The organism is Paenibacillus sp. FW104-T2 (genome assembly GCF_058789975.1).
This window is the reverse complement of sequence record NZ_JBYTCE010000024.1, coordinates 1-21,524: the sequence shown is the minus strand read 5'-3', so window position 1 is coordinate 21,524 and position 21,524 is coordinate 1. Positions and strand designations below refer to the sequence as shown.

Annotated in this window: 33 protein-coding genes and 1 pseudogene; all 34 read left to right on the top strand. The window is 43.4% G+C overall.

The features are described from left to right. The first annotated feature begins 218 nt into the window (after positions 1 to 218). The 34 genes and pseudogenes from AC3WQ3_RS24345 to AC3WQ3_RS24180 all read left to right on the top strand — a co-directional run bounded on the left by AC3WQ3_RS24345 (position 219) and on the right by AC3WQ3_RS24180 (position 21,107). Positions 219 to 929, top strand: a complete 711-nt coding sequence (locus AC3WQ3_RS24345; RefSeq protein WP_492473900.1) for an AAA family ATPase — start codon at positions 219 to 221, stop codon at positions 927 to 929. 5 nt (positions 930 to 934) lie between these two features. Beyond that, positions 935 to 1,939 (top strand): translation factor GTPase family protein, encoded by a 1,005-nt coding sequence (locus AC3WQ3_RS24340; RefSeq protein WP_492473964.1) that lies wholly within the window; start codon positions 935 to 937, stop codon positions 1,937 to 1,939. 2 nt (positions 1,940 to 1,941) lie between these two features. Then, entirely contained in the window at positions 1,942 to 2,424 is a 483-nt protein-coding gene (locus AC3WQ3_RS24335; protein WP_492473899.1) for a DinB family protein, read from the top strand. 119 nt (positions 2,425 to 2,543) lie between these two features. Beyond that, complete coding sequence (locus AC3WQ3_RS24330) at positions 2,544 to 3,032, top strand: isochorismatase family protein (RefSeq protein ID WP_154892351.1); 489 nt, start codon at positions 2,544 to 2,546, stop codon at positions 3,030 to 3,032. A 284-nt stretch (positions 3,033 to 3,316) separates the two neighbouring features. Beyond that, positions 3,317 to 3,778 carry an NUDIX domain-containing protein gene (locus AC3WQ3_RS24325; RefSeq protein ID WP_492473898.1) on the top strand — a complete coding sequence of 154 codons (462 nt, stop codon included), beginning with the start codon at positions 3,317 to 3,319 and terminating at the stop codon, positions 3,776 to 3,778. A 33-nt stretch (positions 3,779 to 3,811) separates the two neighbouring features. Next, positions 3,812 to 4,453 (top strand): hypothetical protein, encoded by a 642-nt coding sequence (locus AC3WQ3_RS24320; protein ID WP_492473897.1) that lies wholly within the window; start codon positions 3,812 to 3,814, stop codon positions 4,451 to 4,453. A gap of 51 nt (positions 4,454 to 4,504) precedes the next feature. After that, entirely contained in the window at positions 4,505 to 4,987 is a 483-nt protein-coding gene (locus AC3WQ3_RS24315; RefSeq protein ID WP_492473896.1) for a GNAT family N-acetyltransferase, read from the top strand. A 55-nt stretch (positions 4,988 to 5,042) separates the two neighbouring features. Beyond that, positions 5,043 to 5,459 carry a hypothetical protein gene (locus tag AC3WQ3_RS24310; RefSeq protein ID WP_492473895.1) on the top strand — a complete coding sequence of 139 codons (417 nt, stop codon included), beginning with the start codon at positions 5,043 to 5,045 and terminating at the stop codon, positions 5,457 to 5,459. A 39-nt stretch (positions 5,460 to 5,498) separates the two neighbouring features. After that, positions 5,499 to 5,996 carry a hypothetical protein gene (locus tag AC3WQ3_RS24305; protein ID WP_492473894.1) on the top strand — a complete coding sequence of 166 codons (498 nt, stop codon included), beginning with the start codon at positions 5,499 to 5,501 and terminating at the stop codon, positions 5,994 to 5,996. Positions 5,997 to 6,020: 24 nt separating this feature from the next. Then, on the top strand, positions 6,021 to 6,365 hold the full coding sequence (locus AC3WQ3_RS24300) for a hypothetical protein (protein WP_336780869.1): 345 nt from the start codon (positions 6,021 to 6,023) through the stop codon (positions 6,363 to 6,365). Between the two features lie 215 nt (positions 6,366 to 6,580). After that, positions 6,581 to 7,027, top strand: a complete 447-nt coding sequence (locus AC3WQ3_RS24295) for a LytTR family DNA-binding domain-containing protein (RefSeq protein ID WP_492473893.1) — start codon at positions 6,581 to 6,583, stop codon at positions 7,025 to 7,027. After that, on the top strand, positions 7,024 to 7,434 hold the full coding sequence (locus AC3WQ3_RS24290; RefSeq protein WP_492473892.1) for a hypothetical protein: 411 nt from the start codon (positions 7,024 to 7,026) through the stop codon (positions 7,432 to 7,434). The genes AC3WQ3_RS24295 and AC3WQ3_RS24290 overlap by 4 nt, the downstream gene beginning before the upstream one ends. Before the next feature lie 15 nt (positions 7,435 to 7,449). Next, a complete protein-coding gene (locus tag AC3WQ3_RS24285) occupies positions 7,450 to 7,857 on the top strand; it encodes a hypothetical protein (protein WP_492473891.1) in 408 nt (135 codons plus the stop codon). 34 nt (positions 7,858 to 7,891) lie between these two features. Next, positions 7,892 to 8,395 (top strand): GNAT family N-acetyltransferase, encoded by a 504-nt coding sequence (locus AC3WQ3_RS24280; protein ID WP_492473890.1) that lies wholly within the window; start codon positions 7,892 to 7,894, stop codon positions 8,393 to 8,395. A 174-nt stretch (positions 8,396 to 8,569) separates the two neighbouring features. Next, positions 8,570 to 9,001 carry an HAD family hydrolase gene (locus AC3WQ3_RS24275; RefSeq protein WP_492473889.1) on the top strand — a complete coding sequence of 144 codons (432 nt, stop codon included), beginning with the start codon at positions 8,570 to 8,572 and terminating at the stop codon, positions 8,999 to 9,001. A 12-nt stretch (positions 9,002 to 9,013) separates the two neighbouring features. Continuing rightward, positions 9,014 to 9,235: pseudogene (locus AC3WQ3_RS24270) on the top strand (HAD family hydrolase); the annotation flags it as partial. Positions 9,236 to 9,280: 45 nt separating this feature from the next. Beyond that, a complete protein-coding gene (locus AC3WQ3_RS24265) occupies positions 9,281 to 10,000 on the top strand; it encodes a class I SAM-dependent methyltransferase (RefSeq protein WP_336780863.1) in 720 nt (239 codons plus the stop codon). A gap of 44 nt (positions 10,001 to 10,044) precedes the next feature. Then, the gene (locus tag AC3WQ3_RS24260) at positions 10,045 to 10,533 is read left to right on the top strand and encodes a hypothetical protein (RefSeq protein ID WP_492473888.1); all 489 of its coding nucleotides are present in this window, start codon (positions 10,045 to 10,047) and stop codon (positions 10,531 to 10,533) included. A 59-nt stretch (positions 10,534 to 10,592) separates the two neighbouring features. Continuing rightward, entirely contained in the window at positions 10,593 to 11,459 is an 867-nt protein-coding gene (locus tag AC3WQ3_RS24255; protein ID WP_492473887.1) for an adenylyl-sulfate kinase, read from the top strand. Positions 11,460 to 11,586: 127 nt separating this feature from the next. Further along, positions 11,587 to 12,078, top strand: a complete 492-nt coding sequence (locus AC3WQ3_RS24250) for an NUDIX hydrolase (RefSeq protein WP_492473886.1) — start codon at positions 11,587 to 11,589, stop codon at positions 12,076 to 12,078. Between the two features lie 8 nt (positions 12,079 to 12,086). Then, positions 12,087 to 12,653 (top strand): histidine phosphatase family protein, encoded by a 567-nt coding sequence (locus AC3WQ3_RS24245; protein ID WP_492473885.1) that lies wholly within the window; start codon positions 12,087 to 12,089, stop codon positions 12,651 to 12,653. A 45-nt stretch (positions 12,654 to 12,698) separates the two neighbouring features. Continuing rightward, complete coding sequence (locus AC3WQ3_RS24240; RefSeq protein WP_492473884.1) at positions 12,699 to 13,211, top strand: nucleoside deaminase; 513 nt, start codon at positions 12,699 to 12,701, stop codon at positions 13,209 to 13,211. Further along, on the top strand, positions 13,208 to 13,459 hold the full coding sequence (locus AC3WQ3_RS24235; RefSeq protein ID WP_492473883.1) for a hypothetical protein: 252 nt from the start codon (positions 13,208 to 13,210) through the stop codon (positions 13,457 to 13,459). Before AC3WQ3_RS24240 ends, AC3WQ3_RS24235 begins: the two co-directional genes overlap by 4 nt. Before the next feature lie 248 nt (positions 13,460 to 13,707). Next, on the top strand, positions 13,708 to 14,364 hold the full coding sequence (locus AC3WQ3_RS24230) for a Type 1 glutamine amidotransferase-like domain-containing protein (protein ID WP_336780856.1): 657 nt from the start codon (positions 13,708 to 13,710) through the stop codon (positions 14,362 to 14,364). 2 nt (positions 14,365 to 14,366) lie between these two features. After that, a complete protein-coding gene (locus AC3WQ3_RS24225) occupies positions 14,367 to 15,263 on the top strand; it encodes a PhzF family phenazine biosynthesis protein (protein ID WP_492473882.1) in 897 nt (298 codons plus the stop codon). A 26-nt stretch (positions 15,264 to 15,289) separates the two neighbouring features. Continuing rightward, positions 15,290 to 16,051: an aminoglycoside adenylyltransferase domain-containing protein gene (locus tag AC3WQ3_RS24220; protein WP_492473881.1), complete on the top strand. Its 762-nt coding sequence runs from the start codon at positions 15,290 to 15,292 to the stop codon at positions 16,049 to 16,051. 79 nt (positions 16,052 to 16,130) lie between these two features. After that, the gene (locus AC3WQ3_RS24215; RefSeq protein WP_492473880.1) at positions 16,131 to 16,562 is read left to right on the top strand and encodes a cytidine deaminase; all 432 of its coding nucleotides are present in this window, start codon (positions 16,131 to 16,133) and stop codon (positions 16,560 to 16,562) included. 25 nt (positions 16,563 to 16,587) lie between these two features. Next, positions 16,588 to 16,794: a hypothetical protein gene (locus tag AC3WQ3_RS24210; protein WP_492473879.1), complete on the top strand. Its 207-nt coding sequence runs from the start codon at positions 16,588 to 16,590 to the stop codon at positions 16,792 to 16,794. After that, positions 16,778 to 17,791, top strand: a complete 1,014-nt coding sequence (locus AC3WQ3_RS24205) for a phosphotransferase (protein ID WP_492473878.1) — start codon at positions 16,778 to 16,780, stop codon at positions 17,789 to 17,791. Before AC3WQ3_RS24210 ends, AC3WQ3_RS24205 begins: the two co-directional genes overlap by 17 nt. 187 nt (positions 17,792 to 17,978) lie before the next feature. Further along, a complete protein-coding gene (locus tag AC3WQ3_RS24200; RefSeq protein ID WP_492473877.1) occupies positions 17,979 to 18,779 on the top strand; it encodes an inositol monophosphatase family protein in 801 nt (266 codons plus the stop codon). Beyond that, complete coding sequence (locus AC3WQ3_RS24195) at positions 18,776 to 19,630, top strand: GNAT family N-acetyltransferase (protein ID WP_492473876.1); 855 nt, start codon at positions 18,776 to 18,778, stop codon at positions 19,628 to 19,630. Before AC3WQ3_RS24200 ends, AC3WQ3_RS24195 begins: the two co-directional genes overlap by 4 nt. Before the next feature lie 31 nt (positions 19,631 to 19,661). Beyond that, positions 19,662 to 20,252 carry an HD domain-containing protein gene (locus AC3WQ3_RS24190; RefSeq protein WP_492473875.1) on the top strand — a complete coding sequence of 197 codons (591 nt, stop codon included), beginning with the start codon at positions 19,662 to 19,664 and terminating at the stop codon, positions 20,250 to 20,252. 49 nt (positions 20,253 to 20,301) lie between these two features. Then, entirely contained in the window at positions 20,302 to 20,757 is a 456-nt protein-coding gene (locus AC3WQ3_RS24185; RefSeq protein WP_095360367.1) for an NUDIX hydrolase, read from the top strand. A 65-nt stretch (positions 20,758 to 20,822) separates the two neighbouring features. Further along, a complete protein-coding gene (locus AC3WQ3_RS24180) occupies positions 20,823 to 21,107 on the top strand; it encodes an HIT domain-containing protein (protein WP_492473874.1) in 285 nt (94 codons plus the stop codon). Positions 21,108 to 21,524: the final 417 nt, after the last annotated feature.

Genomic DNA, 21,524 nt, shown 5'->3' with positions numbered 1-21,524 from the left:
GTTCTTCCTACATAATATAGAACCAGATCCGCCACCGTCAACCATAATTTTGTCATCCGTCTGTTCGTCGTTTAATATAGGGAATGTGTAAATGAAAGGTACCTGCCGTATTGGATAAAAAAGGAGCCATGATCCCTTTTAAGGTGAAATGAGCCCAATCCGTTGTTGATCATGTTCGGGTAGATGGAGCCAAATCTTACAAGAATAGGAGTATGCCTATGTATCTTCGAAGTGTGGAGCTCATGATGGATAAGATCGAGAATCGCAAGAAGTATCCGTTTGATATACCAGCCATAGAATCCTTAGAGCGGTTGGAATTCAGAAATAACATTACTTTTTTTGTCGGCGAAAATGGATCGGGCAAGTCCACTCTGCTGGAGGGAATTGCTCATCAATGTGGGTTTAATACAGCCGGGGGCGGCAGAAATAATGTTTTTGCGATGCATGCTTCCGAATCCTCATTAGGGGATTATCTGCGGCTGGCCTGGCTGCCCAAAATTTCGAATGGTTTCTTCATGCGATCGGAATCCTTCTATCAATTTGCATCCCATGTTGATGAGGTGGGTTCTCTTGAATACTATGGGGGACGCTCGCTGCATGAGCAATCCCATGGGGAGTCCTTTCTCAATCTGTTTGTGAACCGCTTCAGCTCGAAAGGCATCTACCTGCTGGATGAGCCCGAAGCCGCGTTATCTCCTGCCAGACAGCTATCCTTGCTGCGCATTCTCCATGATCTGTCTGGAACTTCTCAATTCATTATCGCAACACATTCTCCCATTTTGCTGGGTTATCCGGATGCAGACATATTGAATTTTGATGATAGCTGTATTCAAAAGATGGCTTATGAAGATACGGAACATTACCAGATCACCCGCAGCTTTTTGGAGAATCGCCATCGCATGCTGGACGAGCTGTTCAAGGATTATTGAAGGAAGTGATTCAGATGTGTGCAATCAATCTGTCTGATCCATATATGACTGTCACCATTCAGCAGCTAAAATCAAAAGAAGAGGCTAAGGAAATATTGCTGGCTCTGAAAAAGTTTGCAGAAGAAGGTTTGAATTTTGTGGTATACACCCGCGATACTCGGAAGGAGATCATTATTGCTGGCAAGGGCGAGAAAGATCTCCATGAATTGATATCACGTCTTAGAGACGAATACGATTTGGAAATAGACGCTTTAGAACCGCAAGTTCTCTACAAGACATCGATACAAGAAACAGCTCAATCCGAAGGATGGTACATGAGACAGTCGGGAGGGATTCATCAATACGGTCATTGTTGGATTAAGCTTGAACCAAAATCCAGAGATGGCGGTTTCGAGTTCACAAATGATATTGTCCATGATCATGTTATTCCTCATGAGTATATTCCTTCTATCAGGAACGGAATCGAAGAAATGATGGTTAGAGGTATACTTGGCCATTTTCCGGTGGTAGATGTAAAAGTAACACTGTTGGATGGATCGTTTCATTCATTCGATTCTAAAGGAATGTCGTTTAAAATTGCTGCGGCATTGGCATTCCGTGATGGCTTTGAACGAGCAAACCCTATACTTCTCGAGCCTATAATGAGAGTGTCCGTGACGCCGATGAAATGTGAGATTTCGGATCACTTGTCGGTATTAACTTTACTTAGAGGACGTAATATTAATGTTAATTCTGAAAATGAAAAAAACGTAATTGAAGCAGAAATCCCTTTAAAATCTTGTTTGAGTTTCCGCAAACAAAGTCACAAATCTAATGTAGTAATGGATATTATTGTGATTGAGTTTGGATATTACGACGAAGTTCCTGAGTATCTTTACGAATCAATAATTCAGGAATCGAACTTGGAAGGGGCCAATTATACGGATTTATTTAGCTGGGAGAAGTGGGGCAAGGATAACGAGGAAAGGTATTTGAACGATTTTGTAGATTCATTTTGGAAGGAGAGTTGATCATGAGTTTCAAATTAGTATTGCTGGACCAACTGGCTGCCTGTCATCATGATAAGAGCTGGTTTATACCGCTGGATGAGATGTTACGTGATGTAACCGCTGCTCAGGCTGTATGGACGAATGATGAAGGTCAATCCATCTGGAGGCTGGTGCATCATCTGATATTCTGGAATGAGCGATGGCTGGATCGTTTTATCCAAGGTGAAGTAAGAATGGATCATCATATAAATAATGATGAAACGTTCTATGTTGACCCTTCCTGCGTTAGCGAAGAGGAGTGGCAGAAGAGTATTGAACGAGTCGGCTCTACTTTTCTTAAATGGATTCAGGCCGTACAAGAAAGTGATGATACAAAATTGGCACTGACCATCCCTTCCTATTTCAATGCTCCGTGGTGGAACGTCATATCGAATGTGTGCATTCACAATGCGTATCATATTGGGCAGATTATGATGCTGAAAAAGAAAGTCATGACCTCAGCATAACAATAAGTTGCAGCAGATTTAGAGGAGTCCCGCCTGCAAAACCGAATACATATGTTGGGAGCATTCTTCATTTAGAAGCACCAATAAGGTTATAAATCAAAATTTCAAGGAGTGTTCGGATGAAAATAGGTTTTCTGATTGTGGATATGCAAGAGAGTGTTGTGCGAGGTCGAGTGGAACAAAAAGGTATAGACCACGCATGTGAGTATATCAACCATGTTGCAGATGTGCTTCGTTCAAGTGATCATGTGGTGGTCCATGTGCAAGACGTCGAAGGTATGGAAGGATCATCTCCGGAGGAATATCGGATTATTTCCGAGGTGAATGTCAATGAGAAGGATCTCATCGTTACCAAAGAAAGCTCGAATGCATTCTGGCAGACAGAGCTGGAACCCATATTGAAGAGGCATGGCATTGAGCTCGTGATCATTTCCGGATTTGCCGCAGAGGAGTGTGTTTTATTCACTTATAATGGAGCGATGGAGCGAGGCTTCAGACCCGTTATGCTGCAAAATGGGATTCTCAGCACACATCAGGAAGCGGTGACGTCGACCTACAGAGATCGGAATGTGATCTCATATCCTGTGGTAGACTATCTAATCAAATAAATGAGAATATCCATGGATGCGACGAGGTCGTATCCATTTTTGCTATACATGGCAGATCCGTCAGACAAGACTACAAGCTTACGAACATAAGCATCTTCGCAATTTCCAAAACATGGGTTATGATGGGTGGATAGGAAGCAAAAAGTTAAATTCAGTAGGCTGGGAGATACATATATGCCGATGATTTATAACTTTTCTGAACATGGAAAGTTTATCGTGCATTTTGGAATATAGGATTAGAGTGTCCATCTCTTTTTCAATTGACGAGAGAAGGAGCAACGGAGATGACAAGTCGAATTGTGGTTACAGGCGGGGCCATTATTAGAGATGATCATGGGAGAATTCTGCTGCAGCTAAGATCCGATTATGGAGACTGGGGATTGCCTGGCGGCGGTATGGAGCCCGGAGAGCGTATCGAAGAAACCATGATCAGAGAAGTGAAGGAAGAGACGGGTCTGGATGTGATTTCGTATGAACTGGCTTCCGTCTACACGGGTGAGAGAATGAAGTATATCTATCCGGATGGCAATGAGGTCGTATTTGTCATGTTCCTGTTTAACGTCAGAGTTAATTTAGACGGAAAACTAGCTGAGGATGGGCGAACACTATGTTTTGAAGACGAGAATAACGAATCGTTGCAATTAACGTTTAGAAGTTTGGATGAAATCGAGATCGAGATGATTAATAAGGTGCAGAAGCCTGTATTTATAGATTTGATACAAGAGAAGCAGGGGATTCTGCGTTAAGGAAAATTGAATGACGAAAATGGAGTGATATGCATGCCTTGGCCAATGGTACATTTTGCGGTTGCATCTGAAATCAGTTCTAATCCATCCCCGGAATTCTTGCTGGGAAGTCTGGCTCCTGATTCCATTCACGTGAGAAGTGATGTTCGCAGTGAGAAGGCAAAAACACATCTAATGATCGAAGAAGGCAGATTCGCAACAGATGAAGAGCTTTGGGCATTTTGGGAGTCCCATAGGCAGCAGGCGGAACTTGATCCTGCATTCTTGCAGTATTTGTGTGGATACATCGCCCATATTTATACGGACCGTGTATGGACCTTTGATATCTACCCTGCATATGAAGCACATCCTGAAGGCAGAAAGCGATATACGCAGGAGGTAACGAAGCTGGAATTTATGATTTTGCGGAATCGTTCTGGGGCTCATGAGCTGCTGAATAAACTGAATGCAGGAAAGGCCTATGATTTGGGTGGTTTGCTGGAACAAGAGGTGGTTCAGTACAGGAAAGTGAAAGTGGATTTCTTGAATAATCCTGCACATGAGCCCGCGGAAGATTTGAGCATTTTATCCATGGACGTTCTAGAACATTTCATTCATACAACTGCTGTAAGTCTAAAACAACTGTATACGGAATGGAACGTGTTTGAAGATTTACACACCAAAACCTCAAGCTAGGAGTAAAGTAGGGGAAACCATTGCTGCATATAAAAAAATGAGGTGCTACATATGAACAATTTAATTCGCCTTACCGAATATCACGAGAGATATGATGCAGACTTGGCCAATTTTTCACTGACAGGAGAGCAGTTCTCGTTTACTGCATTGCCTGCAGAAGTGATCGAGGAGGCTATCTCCAATTCGGACAAGATTCCCATAGTGATTTTAAAAGAAGAGACACCGGTTGGCTTCTTTATTTTACATAAAAGATCGGAATACGCGGAAGGGAAAAAATACGCTAATGCGATCTTAATAAGAGCGTTATCCATTTCACTGGAACATCAGGGGAGAGGATATGCTCTAGCTGCCATGAAGGCAATTGGTCCATTGCTTCAGCAGATTGAGCCAGGGATGAAGGACGTCATCCTCGCTGTAAATGAACAGAATGTTGCAGCGCAGAGCCTGTATTTGAAGGTGGGTTTTCGCGACACGGGGATTCGCAGGATTGGTGCACATGGTCTCCAGTTCGTTTTTCATAAAAGAATGGATTAACAGAAAGATCATAGATAAGCAAGTCTGTAGTCTGTACAGGAAATGATCCTCTGGATTGGGGGCCACGTGGATGTATGCTGTCATTGCCAATGTTATTGAAGACAACCAACTCCGGACAGGAGCCAAGGTATATATTCTATATTGTCATGGTATGGACGAACGTCCATTAGTCTATGGTATGGCCAAAGGCGGGAAGAGAATCGAGAAGTATATTGCCTACAAAAAATTAAAGGATTTCAGATCACAGTGGGTTCCTCAACATATCAGGCATCGGGTGCGATGGTCGTATGAACACCGGGCAGATGCGGATCGCAGAGCTCAAACGTTGGATTTTATGTGGACGAACGTCAGGGCATTTAATTCCGCTGGTCACCTGATTAAGGAGGGCCTGACGCAAAACGAAATGTATCAAACATATAGTCGCATAAAGTTTATTGAGCAGAAGATTTCGCTGGTCGAAAAGAAGAAATAATGCAGTGCTTAATCAATGGTGAGAAGAGAGGAGAATGTTATGCGAGCCAAAATCAAACAGGCAGACTTGGGTTCATCGCAACTTAGCTGGTTATGTGTCCAGCCGATGCTCATTTCAGTTCGAGGTAAAGATGTTGCAGCCAAAACAGAGATGTACCGTCAGTTAAATGAAGGCCAACAAGCACTATTCCTGTTCTACTCCTATCATAACCATACGAAAAGTCTGGCGGAGTTTTACTGGTTCTCGGCTTACAATATTATAGAGATGAAGAGTTGGAGCGGCATCCGAAATGGAATGCGTTATTTTAATCAAAATGAAATGGTAGCTCTGCTGGACAACATCGAGCGTGTGATTGTAGGTAAAAATAGAGTCGGAGACCAGTGGCGTGAGGTTACGCCAACAGATCTGGAGCAAGATCCCAAACTGTATCCATTAATTGAGGAACTGTTTATTCTATATCGGGCTCAAGCTCAGGAAGTGATCGTGAGTATAAATAAGGAGATTCTGCAACATCAGGAGATGTATTTTGAAATTTAGGATGAGGGGTAAGGAGACTGGGAATTGAAATTCGAATATCTGAAATTTTCGTGCAATGTGGATGTGTTTCATAGAGATCTGGATATGATCGTTAGGTTTTATGATGGATCAAGAGAACCTGCCGAAGAGGAAATAGTTAATATGGTAATCGCAGATCCGGGTTATGGCTACCTTATGCTGAAGTATAAAGGGGATGCCGCGTTATTGAGTGGTTTTCTGAATGAGTCGGTTTTTGCATCGGATGAGATGGTAGAGGCTGCAATTGATTATGTTGAACGCTTGTCACCACATTCTCAAAATGTGTATATGCCTTATCACGTGTCTCGATTCAAGCCAACCAGTTATGTGGAATACAATGGGGAATACTGAGCATTCCCCATACAGCATTCTTTAGAGTACATAAACAATGGATATAAATTCGCATAACAACGTTTTTTGGTGGCGAAAGAGTAAGGTGATTTGTTCGAACTGCATACATTAGTCAGCTATTGTGCAACAAACCTGCAACTTCTTGCAACAAAACGCAATTTGGTATGCTGGTTTTTGTTTTGCCTGTAATATGAGTGATGAGAGGAGGGCAACACGTGAAAGTGACATTTGAAACAGATGCATCCATGGAACGAAGGCTCGCCAAGGTAGTGACCAACCCGGCAGAACAACAACGTTGGGAGGAGATTGATAAAGCGATTAGCCACTTGGAAAGACAACTGGTCGTCATCAATCCGAAGAATAACCGCAATGTCCAGATTCAGCCAAGCTCCATCCTTGCCATTGAGTCCGAGGATCGAATGTGCAATGTACGTGTGATTTCGGGAGAGAGCTATCTGCTTGGCAAACGTCTCAAATATGTGGAAGAAGACTTGGATTCGTCCCATTTTCTGAAGATTAACAACTCAACGATGATCAATGTTAACCACATCAAGGCGTTCGCCGCCACAGACCACGCTAGAATCCAGGTTGAGCTTAAGGATGGATCCAGCTACTACGTCAGTAGGTACTATATCAAAAATTTCAGGGGGAAATTATTATGATCGCCAATCTCAAGCATTCGTTTTTTCAGGTATTTACAATAACTTCGCTATGGGTCACGCTGCTGATAACCTTGTTCTTCAAAGATCAGACGATCCAGATGGGGTATCTATGGAACCTCGCCGGAATTGCGTTCATCGCAGCCGTGATATTTGGAGTCATGTACGATGCGCTGTGGAACTACTTTACGTTGAAACCGATCTGGAATATTGTGATCTCGTCTACCATTAACATTCTCGGTTGTACGGCGGGTGTGTGGTTGTTCTCAGAGGAGATGTTCCACTTTATCGCACCGTGGTTCCCTGGCATGTGGCTTTTGTCGATTGTGCTGCACACTATTGCCTTTTATTTTTATGCTAGAATGGATAGCAAGAAAAAAGCGGAAGAATTAAACAAGATCCTGAAGTAGACAAGGAGTAAGCATATGAATGAAGAAAAGGCTCTCCAGGAGTTCAGCTTGGAGCCGGGCTCCCGCGAAAGGGAGCGTATTCGTACACTGCTGCAACAAGAAATCGACAACTCAAATGCGATGGACAATGATTATCTCAGAATCTTATGTGTCATGTTATTTGCAATCGGTCATGTAGAGGACACTCAGCTCATCTGGCAGGCCAAAAGAAAGAACCAGGATACGGGCAGTTACGTGGATGTACAACTGCTGTGTGGTGCCGGGTTCGAGGAGACGATAATATACCTGGAGCAATTGGGTGAGCAGCAAGCAGAAGAGCAGCTGCAATATCTCAAACAGTGTGAGCCCTATGACTTTGTAGATTTTTCCAAAGAGGAATGGATTGCCCAGTACAAGCAATATTATGGCGTTATAGAGGGATGATTCTCATTATGACGACGCCTAAGGAGATTACATCATGAATAACCCTACTATCGATATACAAGAGTACACTGCCGAGTATCAATCCCAGGTGATCCATTTGATTTTGCAGATACAGCAGCAGGAATACCAGATCTCCATTACCAGAGAAGATCAGCCGGATTTGCTTGAAATTGAAACCTTCTACCAAAAAGGAATCGGGAACTTCTGGGTCGCGGTTGCGAATGAAGAAGTCGTGGGTACGATTGCTCTGCTGGATATTGGAGAGGAGCAAGCTGCGCTCAGGAAGATGTTTGTAGCCAAAAATTACAGAGGCAAGGGGCTTCAAGTTTCGAGTCGTCTGCTGTATCAGGCATTTCAGTGGGCCAAGGAGAAGGCTGTGCATGATATTTACCTTGGAACGACACAGCAGTTTGTGGCAGCACATCGATTTTACGAGAAAAATGGATTTGTTTCGGTTACACGCGAGGCACTACCGGATGCTTTTCCGGTGATGATAGTAGATAGCAAGTTTTATCACCATACCACGCCCTTTACATGAGACAAGCCATGCAGAGCGGCGTGTTTTTTATTCAAGAAAGAATGAAAGATAGCATACTTGAAGCGTTCGCTAATTCCACATTATGGTTTATGATGTATCAAAGAGAAATTGTAACATACATAGGAAGTTTGAATCGGACGGTTTTGGAATCTTTGACACATGGGAGGGAACAGGATGAAGGGCATTTTTCTTGATTTCTATGGAACGGTTGTTCATGAAGACGACGATATACTTCCAGTGATCTACGAACAAATACAAGCTGCAGCGCGTGTTGAATGTACAACAGCCGAAATAGGTGATTATTGGTGGAAGGCATTTTCCGAAATGTTCTATGCAAGCCACGGCAGTCAGTTTACGACCCAACGAGTACTCAATGTACATTCCCTGACAGCAACACTCCTACATTTTCAAGCAGATGGTATTGCGGAGCTGCTTAATCAGGAGCAATTGGCTCACTGGCGTGATCCGGGGATATTTGAGGACTCCATTCCCTTTTTGCAATCGGTAGACATCCCTGTGTATATCCTCTCGAATATCGATACAGATGATGTAAAAGCTGCAATGGAGAAGCATGGTATTGAGGCGGCAGGTGTGATTACCAGTTAAGATGTCCGTTCTTACAAACCAAGACCCGAGATGTTTAATGAAGCATTAGCCAGATATGATCTGTCCCGGCAAGATGTCATACATATCGGCGATTCGTTGACAAGTGACGTACAGGGAGCACAAAACGCTGGCATCCAGGCTGTCTGGTTAAACCGCAAAGGCAAAACCAAGCCCCGGCATATTCATCCGGAATTTATGTGCAGGGATCTGACAGAAGTTCTGAAAATCTTGTAGAGTTCTGAAAGCTGGGGGAAGGTCATAACGGGGACGGTGTAATCCATGGATGAGTTGAAAAAGCAGTTGGCAGCGTATCAGGCAGGTCAGATGTTGGAGGTTGGTACAGGCTCAGGAAAATACATTCCTACCCTACTTGAAATTTTCAGTGGTATCGAACGGATCACGTGCATTGATAACGATACGGATTCTTTACGGCAGGCAGAAGCCGCATATGCGTGGCATGAAAAGATCCAGTTTATGCAGATGAACGCAGCAAAGATGGATTTTGCGGATCAAACGTTTGATACCGTCTGCATCTCAAATGCATTGCATCATCTGCCCCCGGGCGTAAATGTCATTGAAGAAATGAAACGTGTAGTGAAAAGGAACGGATTATTTCTCATAAATGAGCTGGTCAGTGATGATCCCAATGAAGCTCAGCTATCGCACATCCTGTACCATCATTTTGGTGCAGATGTAGATCAGCGGTTGGGAAAATATCATCGTCACACCTATACACGCCAAGAAGTTATGGATATCATCTCTGCCAGTGGTATTATCATCCGCTCAATCTATGAATTCAATGAGCCAAAAGAAGATGTCATGGAAGAACGGGACATTCGGTTGGTCTCGGAGGCCTGCAAACAGCATATGGAACGGGCTAGGGCGTTTGAAGATTATGAAGCGTTCGCCGAACGCGGCCTTTACATCATGGAGCGTCTGAACAATGTTGGGATTCAGCGTCCAACGCAGATCGTGATTTTGGGAAGTTTAGGAGAATAGCCAAAAGGATAATGAGAGGGCTGGATATGAGAAAGCTAACCGTTATGCTTGGATTATTTCTGTTCTTGGTCGCGTGTCAGATTAAAACTGGTATGGAAGACGCACAGAACCCAGCAGAACCTTCGCCGGAAGTTCTCACAGTAGAAGCTGGACAAAATGGAGAAGTAACGGCAACAACAGAGCTCCATGACATCCCGCCAGTTTACATTGATGAAGCGAATTATACAGGTGATGAACTGGAGATCGTTAAACTTATGAACGCCCGCCTGCATTATATATGGGAAGAGGATGAAAAGGGGTATATGAGCCTCATTGATCCGCAAGCGCCAGTATCGGGTATGGGAAGAACCAAAGTTCGTAAGGTCATCTCCATGAGCGACATTACTATTCAAGAACAAAAGAAGCTCTATCAGGCAGTTGTGAGGGTTACTGAGCTAAAAGAGAACGACAAAGAATACAACAGCACGATGGTTTTTTGGAAAAAGAAAGAAGAGGGGGATTCGGCAAAGTGGATTATTGCAGATATTGATTGAAGATAGGTCACGATACCGAAAGTCTCTTAAATTTAAAACGAAATTCAGGTGTTGTATTTATGGCGAGACAATTAATTGTTGTTGAAGGGTTACCCGGTTCAGGAAAGTCCACGATTGCCAAAATGATATCCGACATCCTCATTCAGCGAGGATTGCAGATACAACTTTTTCAGGAGGGGGATCTGAATCATCCAGCTGATTATGAAGGTGTAGCCTTTTTCTCTGAAGATGAATTTGGAGATTTATTGGATGCTCATCATTCATGCAGAGATATATTGGAGAGCAGAGCCATAGTTTATCGTAATGGTTATCTGATTCCTTATCGCAAAATAAAAGAGGAACTGGGAGAGGCGTTTCCTGACCATACGGTGCAGGAGATTTTCAGCCGGGATATTTATGAATTATCTTTTGAACAAAATAAAGATCTGATCACTTCAAAATGGCGAAGCTTCACCGAAAGCGTGTTAGCGGCTAATGATGATACCGTCATTATCTTTGAATGTTGTTTTATCCAGAACCCATTAACAATGGGGCTTGTGAAATGCAATCAATCCCGAGAAGATAATGTCAACTATGTGCTGGAGCTGGAACGCAAGGTTCAAGCACTGAACCCGCTATTAATCTATATTGATCAGAAGGATATTGCGTATACCTTTGATAAAGCGGTTAAGGAAAGACCCAAGGAATGGTCTGACGGTTTTATTCGGTATTACACGAACCAGGGGTGGGGAGCTTCAAGAGGATATCATGGGGTTCCAGGCACCGTGAAGGTGCTTCAGGCAAGAAAGGAGCTCGAAACCGAGATTTATCAGATACTGAAGATGGACAAATATTGGCTGGATAATTCGGAATATAACCTGTCTGCATGTCAGAACAAACTGGAGAACATTTTGAATGAGGCGTTTAAAGGTGTGGAAGGAGAATGACGCAGGAAATGAAAAAGACCTTATTCGAGCTTGTCAACGAAGTTGAGAATGAAGCTCTGTATATGGCAAGATCTATGAGTAGAGTGAATAGGGATATATCAATACATAACGGAGGTTTGCTTGTAAAATGACCATTCCCAACAACAATAACATCTCATATGAGCGAAATAACAGTAAGTTCAACTTCCGCGTGGCAGGCATTGTGATGGATGCAGGACGAGTTCTGCTGCATAAGGCGGAGCAGGACGATTTCTGGAATCTGCCCGGGGGACGGGTCGAAATGAGTGAGGCGACTGAAGCGGCTATCGTGCGAGAAATGATGGAGGAACTGGGCATCCATGTTGAAGTGCAGAGGCTTGCATTTGTTAATGAAGATTTTTTCGATTACGACGGCCAGAAGTTTCACGAGATTGGATTCTATTATGTCATCGCTTTACCGGAAGCTCATAAGCTGTATAGTGAAATTGAATTCAAAGGGCTGGAGGATAACGGAAAGTTAACGTTCCGTTGGTTTCCCTTGGATGAGCTTGAGCACCTGAAGGTCTACCCGGTATTTTTGAAAAAGGAACTGCATAATCTGCATGATGCGAAGAGCATCCAACATTTCATTCAGAAATAGAGGGATATATGGACATTACATTTATTCGTCATGGTCATGGTGAACATCTGATAGATTACCCGAACCGGTTAAATGAGCTTCACCCTGGTCTCACCGAACTGGGAAAGAGTCAGGTGACAACGCTGCGTAAACAGATGAAGCTTGATCCTCTTGACGTTATCTTGGTGAGTCCAATGAGGCGTACTATTGAAACAGCACTTCTTCTAACCGCAGAAGAACATCTTACGATATGTCCGCTTGTTGGCCCAAGAATGTATCCTCAGAATCCGGAGTTCACTCCCTTCATCTGTGATCAGATCTATTCCAAGGAGGAGCTTGAGACTCAGTTCCCAGGGCTAAGCGTAATGGATTGTGGATTGGAGTGTTGGGAGGAAGGTATTAACCGGATGGATGAACATCAATTTGAAGTACTTGCTAGGGGGCTTCTCCAATGGTGCAGGGAACAGGATGGCAACATTTATATCATTTCACATGATGGTACGATAACCAACTACAGGATTTTGCTTGGAGAAAAAGGATTATCAAGAAGAGATTTTCTTGGTGAGGCGGGAAAGTACACCATTACGAACTTTTAAAGGTAAACAAATTCATAAGACAATCAATTTAAGGAGGAATCCCAAATGAGGCTATCCGATTATGAGTATTTAGTTTTGGCGCTGGAAGAGGCAGATCAGGCGTTTATTGAAGGGACTTATCCGATCGGTGCAGTAATTGTAGATGAGGATGGGGATGTTGTGAGTAAAGGGAGGAACCGAGTTTTCTCGGAATGTGATCCTACCGCACATGCTGAGGTGGACGCCATTCGCCGAGCGGGGAAGCATTTGCTGGATTTAGACCGGAAGAGGTTCACGAAAAACAACCTGACACTGTACACGACTTGTGAACCTTGTCCTATGTGTTCCTGCACCATATTAATGTCGGGAATCAAAAGAATTGTATGGGCAGCGGACGATGTAGAGTATGGCGGTCTTCGGCGTTTCAAGGAGGGTCCCCATTTCATCCATATGTTTGACACCCTTTCCTGTGTTGCAGCCCCATATCTTGACCTGGAAAATAGACAAAGGGCGATGCTTGCCAAATGGAATATTAGTAGAGGGTTACTTAATACAGAGTGGGAGACTGCAAAGCAATGAAATCCATTCCAGTCTCGATTTTGCTTGCTAGTGTCATCTTAGGCATTTCATTTATGATTGGCTGCTTCTTCCTATCGAATCAAGAGAGCGTAAACCAGCCAACTCAAGTAGCACAGGAGGAAGTTGCTAAGGATAAGGTGTTTATGACGATTCAGGAAACAGCGGAGTATCTAAGTATGACTGAAGAACAGGTGATGAGCATTATTCATGCTGAACAAAGAAGTTTTGCGGCATCGGGCTCCTTATAACGGAGCAATGTTCCCCTTTATTAAGGTTCAGGATGAATTCTTTATAAGCAGGAACGAATTGCTGCTGTGGGCCCAGGATGTTTCTGTCTACCATAGAAGGTACATTAACGGGCAGTTGCAATAGTTGTGTTGGTATTTTAACCGTAGTCATGAGGAGGATAAATTGACGTGGAATTGATAGGCAGTAGGGTTTGCCTAACATCAGTTGCAGAACGGGATCTCGACTTTATATGCAAAGGAGGAAGAGCATGGTCAAGTTGGTTTTATTAAGTGATCTACCCTTTCAAGCCAATGAAGAATTGAATCAAAGGATATTGGAATTGTTTGGTCGCGACAAGCCTTCAATTGGTTATATCCCTTCTTGTTCCGACCCGGAGCGGAAATATTTTGAGCATACCGTACGTTACTATAATCAACTGGGTATCGAGAACATTCAATATTATGATCTGGATCAGGAATATGACCCAAGCACGTTTGAGCAGATTTTTGAAGCTGATGCGATTCATTTATCCGGCGGAAATACATTTTATTTTCTGCATTTATTACAGAGAAGAAACGTACTGGACTTATTGCGTTCCTATGTGCAGGAAGGCGGTATGCTGATCGGAGTCAGCGCAGGCAGTATTCTAACCACACCAACCATTGAAATAGCTGGATATGGCAAGGATGCAGACGAGAATCATGTGGGTGTTCAGGACAAACGTGCGCTTGAACTCGTTGATTTCGAGTTTGCACCTCATTGGGATGGAGAGGAAGACAGTCTCGATTCGCTCAGAAGTTATGCAGATACAACCGGTGCGGAAGTCTATGCCTGCCAAGACGGCGACGGGATCGTAGTCGATGGAACAGTCATTGAGCTATATGGGGATGTACGTCTTATTGATCCTAGGAGAAGGGGGATTTAAATATGGGTGAGGTTAAGGTATACCATTATGATGCATTTTCAGCAGTTCCGGGCAAAGGTAATCCGGCAGGAGTTGTCTTTGATGCTGATGATCTAAGTGAGAGGGTCATGCAGCAGATTGCGCATCAGGTTGGTTTTAATGAAACGGTGTTTGTGCTTAACTCCAGGACAGCAGCCGATGTGAGATTGCGTTATTTTACGCCGGGCCATGAAATTAATCTGTGCGGTCATGCGACGGTGGCATCGCTGTATGGTTTGAAGACACGTGGACTGCTCGGGGACCAGGAGTCAATCACGATCGAGACCAATGTAGGCATATTGCCCATACGGTTTGAGCAGGATGGCGACACGATGAACATGGAGATGAAGCAGGATCAACCGCAGTTTGTACCGTTCAGAGGTGATATTGGTAAGCTGGCAAGCAGTATAAATCTTACCTCGGATGATCTGGATCTATCCATGCCTATCGTGTATGGGAGCACAGGAACCTGGACGTTGTTGATCCCCATTCGTAAACTGGACTCTTTTTCTAAAATGAAACCGGAATCTGCTGAGTTTCCTGAGATTTTGCTTGAAAACCCCAAAGCTTCCTTGCATCCGTTTAGCTTTGAAACTCGTGATTCCGAGGCAATGATGCATGCCAGACATTTTTCTTCCCCTTACTCAGGTACCACGGAAGATCCTGTAACAGGAACGGCCTCCGGAGTGATGGGTGCCTACTATTTAACCTATGTGAACCGTGAAGCAGATCAGGTCAAGTTCGTCGTGGAGCAGGGACATGAGATCGGAAGAGATGGAAAAGTTGAAGTGAGCGTGACCCGACAAGGACAGGGCATGGATGTAAGAATTAAAGGGACAGCTGTTTTTGTGCGTGAGATGAACATTGAACTGGATATTTAACAGCGTACCTGAAAGGATGTTTTTCCTTGGATGAACGAATTGTTTTGCAAGATGTTACTCATATTTTAAAAGAAGAATTATCGGATTCGCTCGTGGGAATCTATTTGCACGGTTCCATGGCCATGGGGTGCTTCCATCCGAACCAGAGCGATATCGATATCTTGGTGGTCAGCCAGGAAAAACGATCTGCTGATCTATATCGAAGAATTGCACAGAAGCTAATGCATATCGAAGACGAGATGCACATGACTAAAGGCTTCGAGCTCAGTATTGTACTGGAATCCACAATCGCAAACCTGGCTTATCCAACTCCGTTCGAATTCCATTACTCCGCTTATCACCGGGAAAAGTATCGAACGGAAGAGCACTATCTCTGCGGAGGGTATGATGATCCGGATCTCGTCGCACACATGGCGGTCATCTATGACAGGGGAATTGTCTTGCATGGCACACCTATTAAGGAGCTCTTCCTTCCTGTGAAACGTGAGTATATGCTTGCATCCATTACGTCAGACGTGGCTTCAGCTTCGGAAGAAATCGTGGATAACCCTGTCTATTATGTATTGAACTTGTCGCGTGTTTTGCTATATGTGAGAGATTCAGTGATTTATTCCAAGCGAGAAGCTGGAGAGTGGGCTTTAGATGGGCTTCCTACGAAGTACAAGAACGTTATCTCGCAATGTCTTGCAAAATATAATGGAGAGCTGGAGAACCTGAATCTCAGTAAGTCGTTGCTGTTGGAATATGCAGATTATATGTTGAGAGAAATCAACAGCTGTAAGAAATAAATGATTCCATAATTCTACGAAATGCAATACTGATTTGGACATTTCTAGTATCAATAGTTTTTTTAAAAGGAGAAACATCATGACAATCACGTCAGAAGATTTGGAATTAATTCAGGAAGCCAAGAACATCATCAAGCATCTGTACTGCGAAGGCAAACATCACATTGGAGCCGCAGTGCGAACTCAATCCGGGAAGATATATACCGCGGTACATCTGGAAGCCTACATTGGTCGTGTCTCGGTGTGTGCGGAAGCCATTGCGTTGGGCAAAGCCATTTCGGAAGGGGAGCACGAATTTGCGACCATTGTTGCTGTACGGCATCCGGAAATCAATCCGGATGATCCCACGGAAAATGCTGATCCACAATTGGACGTGGTTTCACCATGTGGTATCTGCCGAGAATTGATCAGTGATTATGGGCAGAGCACGCAGGTCATTTTGCAGGGAGAAGAAGGATACACCAAAACAACAATTGGACAGCTTCTACCACAGAAATATTCAAGATCATAAGGAAAGAAAGAAGGTGCAAAGATGTTTGAGATTGTGGATATCCGGCAAAAGCCAGACATGCTTCAGGCAGCTGTTCAATACTTTTGGAAGCAGTGGGGTACAGAAACAAGTTATCAAACTCTATTTGTGCACGGATCTGCAAGGTTATTATGAGAAAAATGATTGGACCTACATTGGCAAAGGATATTTGCTGGATGATGAAGAGACAAGAATCTATGAACTGCAAATTTGACGAAATCATAAGGCACTACTTCAAAAAAGCGGAGTATACCTTGGAGGCCGTTCCGTTCGGTTTGACTAATACAACCAAAGTTATTGAAATCAATAAACAGAGGTTTATTGTACGGATTTATAATCGCCACATCAAAACGATTGAAGGGTTAGACCTTGAATCTCAAGTAACAGCATTTCTACATAAGGCACAGGCTTCATTCGAAGTTCCGATCTTCCTTCATACTTGTAATGGTAAGGATTATGTGGTCATGAGAGATGGTTCGCTTGCGGCAATGACTACTTTTTTGGAGGGGAAGCTTCCACAGTTGTCTGACATGGACAAAGCCGAGAAGTTCGGCAGGCTGGTTGGGGAATTTTCGTTTCGAATGAGTGAGTTTCCGAAGAAGAAGGTTGCGTATACGGGCATATCATTTCATAAAATGTACAACATTCACCCACTCTCTAATCGTGATTCGGTGAAGTCCTTTTTTGCGGATCTGCCTTTTGAATTAACAGCAGAGCGGTGTACATTTTATCAAGCAATGATTACTGAGATCGACAATTCCCATCTTGATCTAGAAATGCTGCCGCGACAGCTCGTTCATCATGATGTATTGATTTATAATCTACTGGGTGAATCGGGTGAAATTACAGGGGTATTAGATTTTGATTTTATAGGGATGGACGCTGCTTTCATGGAGCTTACGATTAGCCTGAATCATATTATTCAGGAGTCTAGCGGTTCCCTGGATTTGATTGCGGCATTCCTTCGGGGATATGGAAATGTTCGCAAGCACTCTTCTATTGAATTTGGCTATTTACGGCTGCTAACTCAAATCTATTTTGTTGCTGTGTTGCATTTCTATATCGGTCAGCATTATGCGGGAGCAACGATTGAATCTCCTTTTACGTTTATGATCGATCAGTTTGAGAGGAATATAAGCTGGCTGGCAGAGCATGACGTACAGATTCAACAATTGCTTCATAAGTATGTAATGGAGACAAATGCAACTTGAACGTGTCGGGAGGGGCTGTAATGGATCAACATTTACCTCATAAGAAAGTGGATAACGATGCTCTTACCTCTCACCTAGATTGGGGGATTAATCCATTCCATAGAAGGTTGCATTGCCTGTGATCATTCCAAGTGACTTTGTCCGAAATCCAGAAAGACTGATCAAGTAACCGAGCGGAGGGACTTTTATGGAACAAACCATTCGTTTAGCACAAGAAGTCGCAGAGAGAGTCATACGTGAAGCGGGTCAGATCGCCAGAGTTCATTTTGACCAGATCACCTGTGCAGTGGAAAAGGACAAGTTCGGCGACGTTGTAACTGACGTAGATCATGAAACAGAGCGAATCATATGTGATGCAATCAGCCATACTTTTCCCGAGCATGAGATTCATAGTGAAGAACGGGGACATAACGGACAGAAGAGCGAATGGTTATGGATGATCGATCCGTTAGATGGGACTAATAATTTCGCCATTGGATTTCCCGTATTTTCCGTTTCCATTACATTGATGTACCGTTCAGAACCTGTTCTTGGGATTATTTATGAACCGATGGTAGACCGTTTATTTGTGGCGTCACGGGGGAATGGGGCAAGTTGTAACTTGAATCCGCTGACAGTTAAGAAGAAAGAGAATCTTCTAAAGGGAACGATAGGCTGGATACAGGGCCATCAGGTACAGCATGAGGAGAATGCTGTCCGGCTGCGACAACATCTGGATATACGTTTTAAGAGAGTGATGAGACTATGGGCTCCGACCCTGCAGTGGTGTATGCTGGCCAGGGGAGATATCGATGGTATTGTGCTCTACAATTCAGAGGGGAACGATCTGTACTCAGGAATCCTGATGGTAAAAGAAGCAGGTGCCATGGTTATGGATTTTGATGGGAATTTATTCGTAGGTATGAGTTCAGAGCCTTATCTGATTGCCTGTCATCCGGAGTATCGCGACTATTTCTTGAGTGTAGTTCGGGAGGGATTGGGCGAATGATTAGTGAACTTAATCAACTTGATTTTGATAAGATGAAGCATCTGACAGACTCATGTCGCAATATTGAGGTTCGAGCTGTGATGTCAGGATTGAATCCAGGCCAAATCTACGTAGATGATCCCACAAATATTACGGCAGCTCTCATTTGGATACAAGGACAGAGCGGATTTCAGCTGATTGGTGATGCCAAGAGTGTACCTTTTCGTAACGAACTGCGTGAATTTATGAGGAAACATATTGAACCTGAGCTGTTGAATTTACATATGCATTCCGTTGAAATTGGTGTGACAGATGGAGATTGGGAGGGAGTTATTCAGCACATGTCTGGGAGCAGGGATGTCGCTGGTGATATTCAGCATGTATTCTTACCAAGTTCAGTCAAAGGATGGATGAATACGATAAGTCAAACTGCATGTTCTAGTCTTTATACTTCTCAGTATGAAAATGTTAAGGTACTCAGCATAGAGGAAGCATTGCTTAAAGAGAAGTTGCTTAATCAATTATCTTTATTGAAAGATAAAATATCTCACTTTTGGACTACAGCAGAAGACTTTTTGAAATATGGCTTTGGCTACATAGCAGTGCATAACGATGACATAGCGAGTGTTTGCCTTTCTGCATTTGTAGCCGATGGGATGCATGCAATTGATATTGAAACGATCGAAGTCTACAGGAGAAGAAATTATGGAGCTTTGGTAGTGCTGGCGTACGCAGAGGAATGCAAAGCCAGAGGCGTCCATCCATATTGGGATTGTTCTCCAAGCAATACAGGCTCAATCCGCTTAGCAAAGAGCATGGGCTTATCCCTGGATTTTAATTATAAAGTTTACTGGTATGATCTTATAAAATAGAGTTGCTTTCGCATTTAAAGGAGGATATAGCATGAGTGAATCTTTACAGGATCAAATTAAATTTCTAATTGAGATTGATAAACTGAAAACAATTGAACGGAGAACAAGAATTATCCATGGCGATAGACATGAAAATGATGCGGAGCATTCATGGCATCTTGCCATGATGGCGTTGGTTTTACAGAGTCACGCGAATAAGGAGGTGGACATCCTGAAAGTCATTAAGATGCTTCTTATTCATGATCTGGTTGAAATCGATGCCGGAGACACCTTTGCTTACGATACAACTGGGTACACGGATAAATTCGATCGTGAGATCAAGGCAGCTCATCGGTTGTTTGGCATGCTGCCCAAGGAACAGGCTGAAGAAATGCATAATCTATGGCTAGAGTTTGAGGCAAAGGAAACGAATGAGGCACAATTTGCCTCGGCTCTGGATCGGTTACAGCCTCTGATTCACAATTATCAGAATGAAGGAGATACGTGGCTAAAATACAACGTTACAAGTGATCAAGTCATCAATAGAAATCGTGAAATGTCAGACGCTTCGGATACATTGTGGACGTACGTGCAGCAGTTAATTCAAAATTCCATAGATCAGGGAATCCTGACCAAATCATAGCAACACGGATGGACTGGGCATATTCATTGAGGGAGAAGAGGGAGCACTCATGGGCTACATTATGGAACTTCGAAAACTGGTTGGCTCGCGGCCGCTGATTATGGCAGGTTCTTGTGTATTGGTGTTCAACGAAGAGGGCCATCTGTTGCTGCAAAGACGTACAGACAGTCTCGACTGGGGGACGCTCGGTGGTTCGCTTGAACCTGGTGAGTCGCTGGAAGAGGCGGCAGCACGGGAATTGTATGAGGAAGCGGGTTTAAGGGCAGAGACGTACAAGCTCATTACCGTTTTCTCGGGTCAGGATATGTATTATAAGTATCCCCATGGAGACGAAGTATACAATGTGACGGCTGTTTATGAAGCTACAGGAATCAAGGGTAATCCAGTGGTTATGGACGATGAAGGGTTGGAACTTCGATACTTCGATCTGGCCCAACCGGTCCCGGAGATTAATCCCTTTACAGAGTATGTACTAAAAAAGGCAGGGTATATCAAATCCAACTAAAGAAGGGATCATTCCATTTGACACAAGACTTTTATTGTGAGGAAGTTCTGAGTAGTAGGACGGAAGTGGAAATTGTCATGGAGACGGATAACGTGCTAGCCTTTCACCATACCCGGCCTTCTTATGAACATCATATCGTGGTGATTTCCAAGATGCACATTCAATCCTTCATTTCAGAAGAAGAAACGAATAACGAAGAACTGATCCTTGAAATCATGCAGGTTATTAAAAAGATCGCTGTCGATATGGTGGAGCGTACGGGCGCTTCCAAAATTGTTACGAACCTCGGTAGTTACCAGGATTCCAAGCATATGCATTGGCATGTCATCAGTGGTGAACGAGTGACTTAACTCGTAGAAGGATCAGATGTATTATCCATAAGTTTGAGTAACAAACGTAGTGGGGTGGGATCATGCTTTCTTTATTTGTAGTTGTTGTGAGCCCTGATAAAATAAGTCGACAGCCGGCTGACTAGTCGATTGTTTGTTTTTGCATTAAGCCATTGGGCAGTTATTCAAAGCAGACCTTTCAAATATATAATTTGATCTCCAGATTTAGAAATTCAAGAAAATTGAAAAAAACACTTTACAAACAATTCTTCAACATGATATATTATTTTTCCGGCCGCAAGAGGCATGGGAAACCTCGAAAAAAATTTCGAGAAAAGACTTTACAAGTCATAATGGAATATGATACATTCTAATTCCGGCCTTGAAAGAGTCGGAAACGAAGTTTGATCTTTGAAAACTGAACAACGAGTGAGTAAT

Coding starts and splice junctions, on each gene's coding strand:
- AC3WQ3_RS24345 (WP_492473900.1), top strand. CDS start 219: ATGTATCTTCGAAGTGTGGAGCTCATGATGGATAAGATCGAGAATCGC.
- AC3WQ3_RS24335 (WP_492473899.1), top strand. CDS start 1,942: ATGAGTTTCAAATTAGTATTGCTGGACCAACTGGCTGCCTGTCATCAT.
- AC3WQ3_RS24330 (WP_154892351.1), top strand. CDS start 2,544: ATGAAAATAGGTTTTCTGATTGTGGATATGCAAGAGAGTGTTGTGCGA.
- AC3WQ3_RS24325 (WP_492473898.1), top strand. CDS start 3,317: ATGACAAGTCGAATTGTGGTTACAGGCGGGGCCATTATTAGAGATGAT.
- AC3WQ3_RS24320 (WP_492473897.1), top strand. CDS start 3,812: ATGCCTTGGCCAATGGTACATTTTGCGGTTGCATCTGAAATCAGTTCT.
- AC3WQ3_RS24315 (WP_492473896.1), top strand. CDS start 4,505: ATGAACAATTTAATTCGCCTTACCGAATATCACGAGAGATATGATGCA.
- AC3WQ3_RS24305 (WP_492473894.1), top strand. CDS start 5,499: ATGCGAGCCAAAATCAAACAGGCAGACTTGGGTTCATCGCAACTTAGC.
- AC3WQ3_RS24290 (WP_492473892.1), top strand. CDS start 7,024: ATGATCGCCAATCTCAAGCATTCGTTTTTTCAGGTATTTACAATAACT.
- AC3WQ3_RS24285 (WP_492473891.1), top strand. CDS start 7,450: ATGAATGAAGAAAAGGCTCTCCAGGAGTTCAGCTTGGAGCCGGGCTCC.
- AC3WQ3_RS24280 (WP_492473890.1), top strand. CDS start 7,892: ATGAATAACCCTACTATCGATATACAAGAGTACACTGCCGAGTATCAA.
- AC3WQ3_RS24275 (WP_492473889.1), top strand. CDS start 8,570: ATGAAGGGCATTTTTCTTGATTTCTATGGAACGGTTGTTCATGAAGAC.
- AC3WQ3_RS24265 (WP_336780863.1), top strand. CDS start 9,281: ATGGATGAGTTGAAAAAGCAGTTGGCAGCGTATCAGGCAGGTCAGATG.
- AC3WQ3_RS24260 (WP_492473888.1), top strand. CDS start 10,045: ATGCTTGGATTATTTCTGTTCTTGGTCGCGTGTCAGATTAAAACTGGT.
- AC3WQ3_RS24255 (WP_492473887.1), top strand. CDS start 10,593: ATGGCGAGACAATTAATTGTTGTTGAAGGGTTACCCGGTTCAGGAAAG.
- AC3WQ3_RS24250 (WP_492473886.1), top strand. CDS start 11,587: ATGACCATTCCCAACAACAATAACATCTCATATGAGCGAAATAACAGT.
- AC3WQ3_RS24245 (WP_492473885.1), top strand. CDS start 12,087: ATGGACATTACATTTATTCGTCATGGTCATGGTGAACATCTGATAGAT.
- AC3WQ3_RS24240 (WP_492473884.1), top strand. CDS start 12,699: ATGAGGCTATCCGATTATGAGTATTTAGTTTTGGCGCTGGAAGAGGCA.
- AC3WQ3_RS24235 (WP_492473883.1), top strand. CDS start 13,208: ATGAAATCCATTCCAGTCTCGATTTTGCTTGCTAGTGTCATCTTAGGC.
- AC3WQ3_RS24230 (WP_336780856.1), top strand. CDS start 13,708: ATGGTCAAGTTGGTTTTATTAAGTGATCTACCCTTTCAAGCCAATGAA.
- AC3WQ3_RS24225 (WP_492473882.1), top strand. CDS start 14,367: ATGGGTGAGGTTAAGGTATACCATTATGATGCATTTTCAGCAGTTCCG.
- AC3WQ3_RS24215 (WP_492473880.1), top strand. CDS start 16,131: ATGACAATCACGTCAGAAGATTTGGAATTAATTCAGGAAGCCAAGAAC.
- AC3WQ3_RS24205 (WP_492473878.1), top strand. CDS start 16,778: ATGAACTGCAAATTTGACGAAATCATAAGGCACTACTTCAAAAAAGCG.
- AC3WQ3_RS24200 (WP_492473877.1), top strand. CDS start 17,979: ATGGAACAAACCATTCGTTTAGCACAAGAAGTCGCAGAGAGAGTCATA.
- AC3WQ3_RS24195 (WP_492473876.1), top strand. CDS start 18,776: ATGATTAGTGAACTTAATCAACTTGATTTTGATAAGATGAAGCATCTG.
- AC3WQ3_RS24190 (WP_492473875.1), top strand. CDS start 19,662: ATGAGTGAATCTTTACAGGATCAAATTAAATTTCTAATTGAGATTGAT.
- AC3WQ3_RS24185 (WP_095360367.1), top strand. CDS start 20,302: ATGGGCTACATTATGGAACTTCGAAAACTGGTTGGCTCGCGGCCGCTG.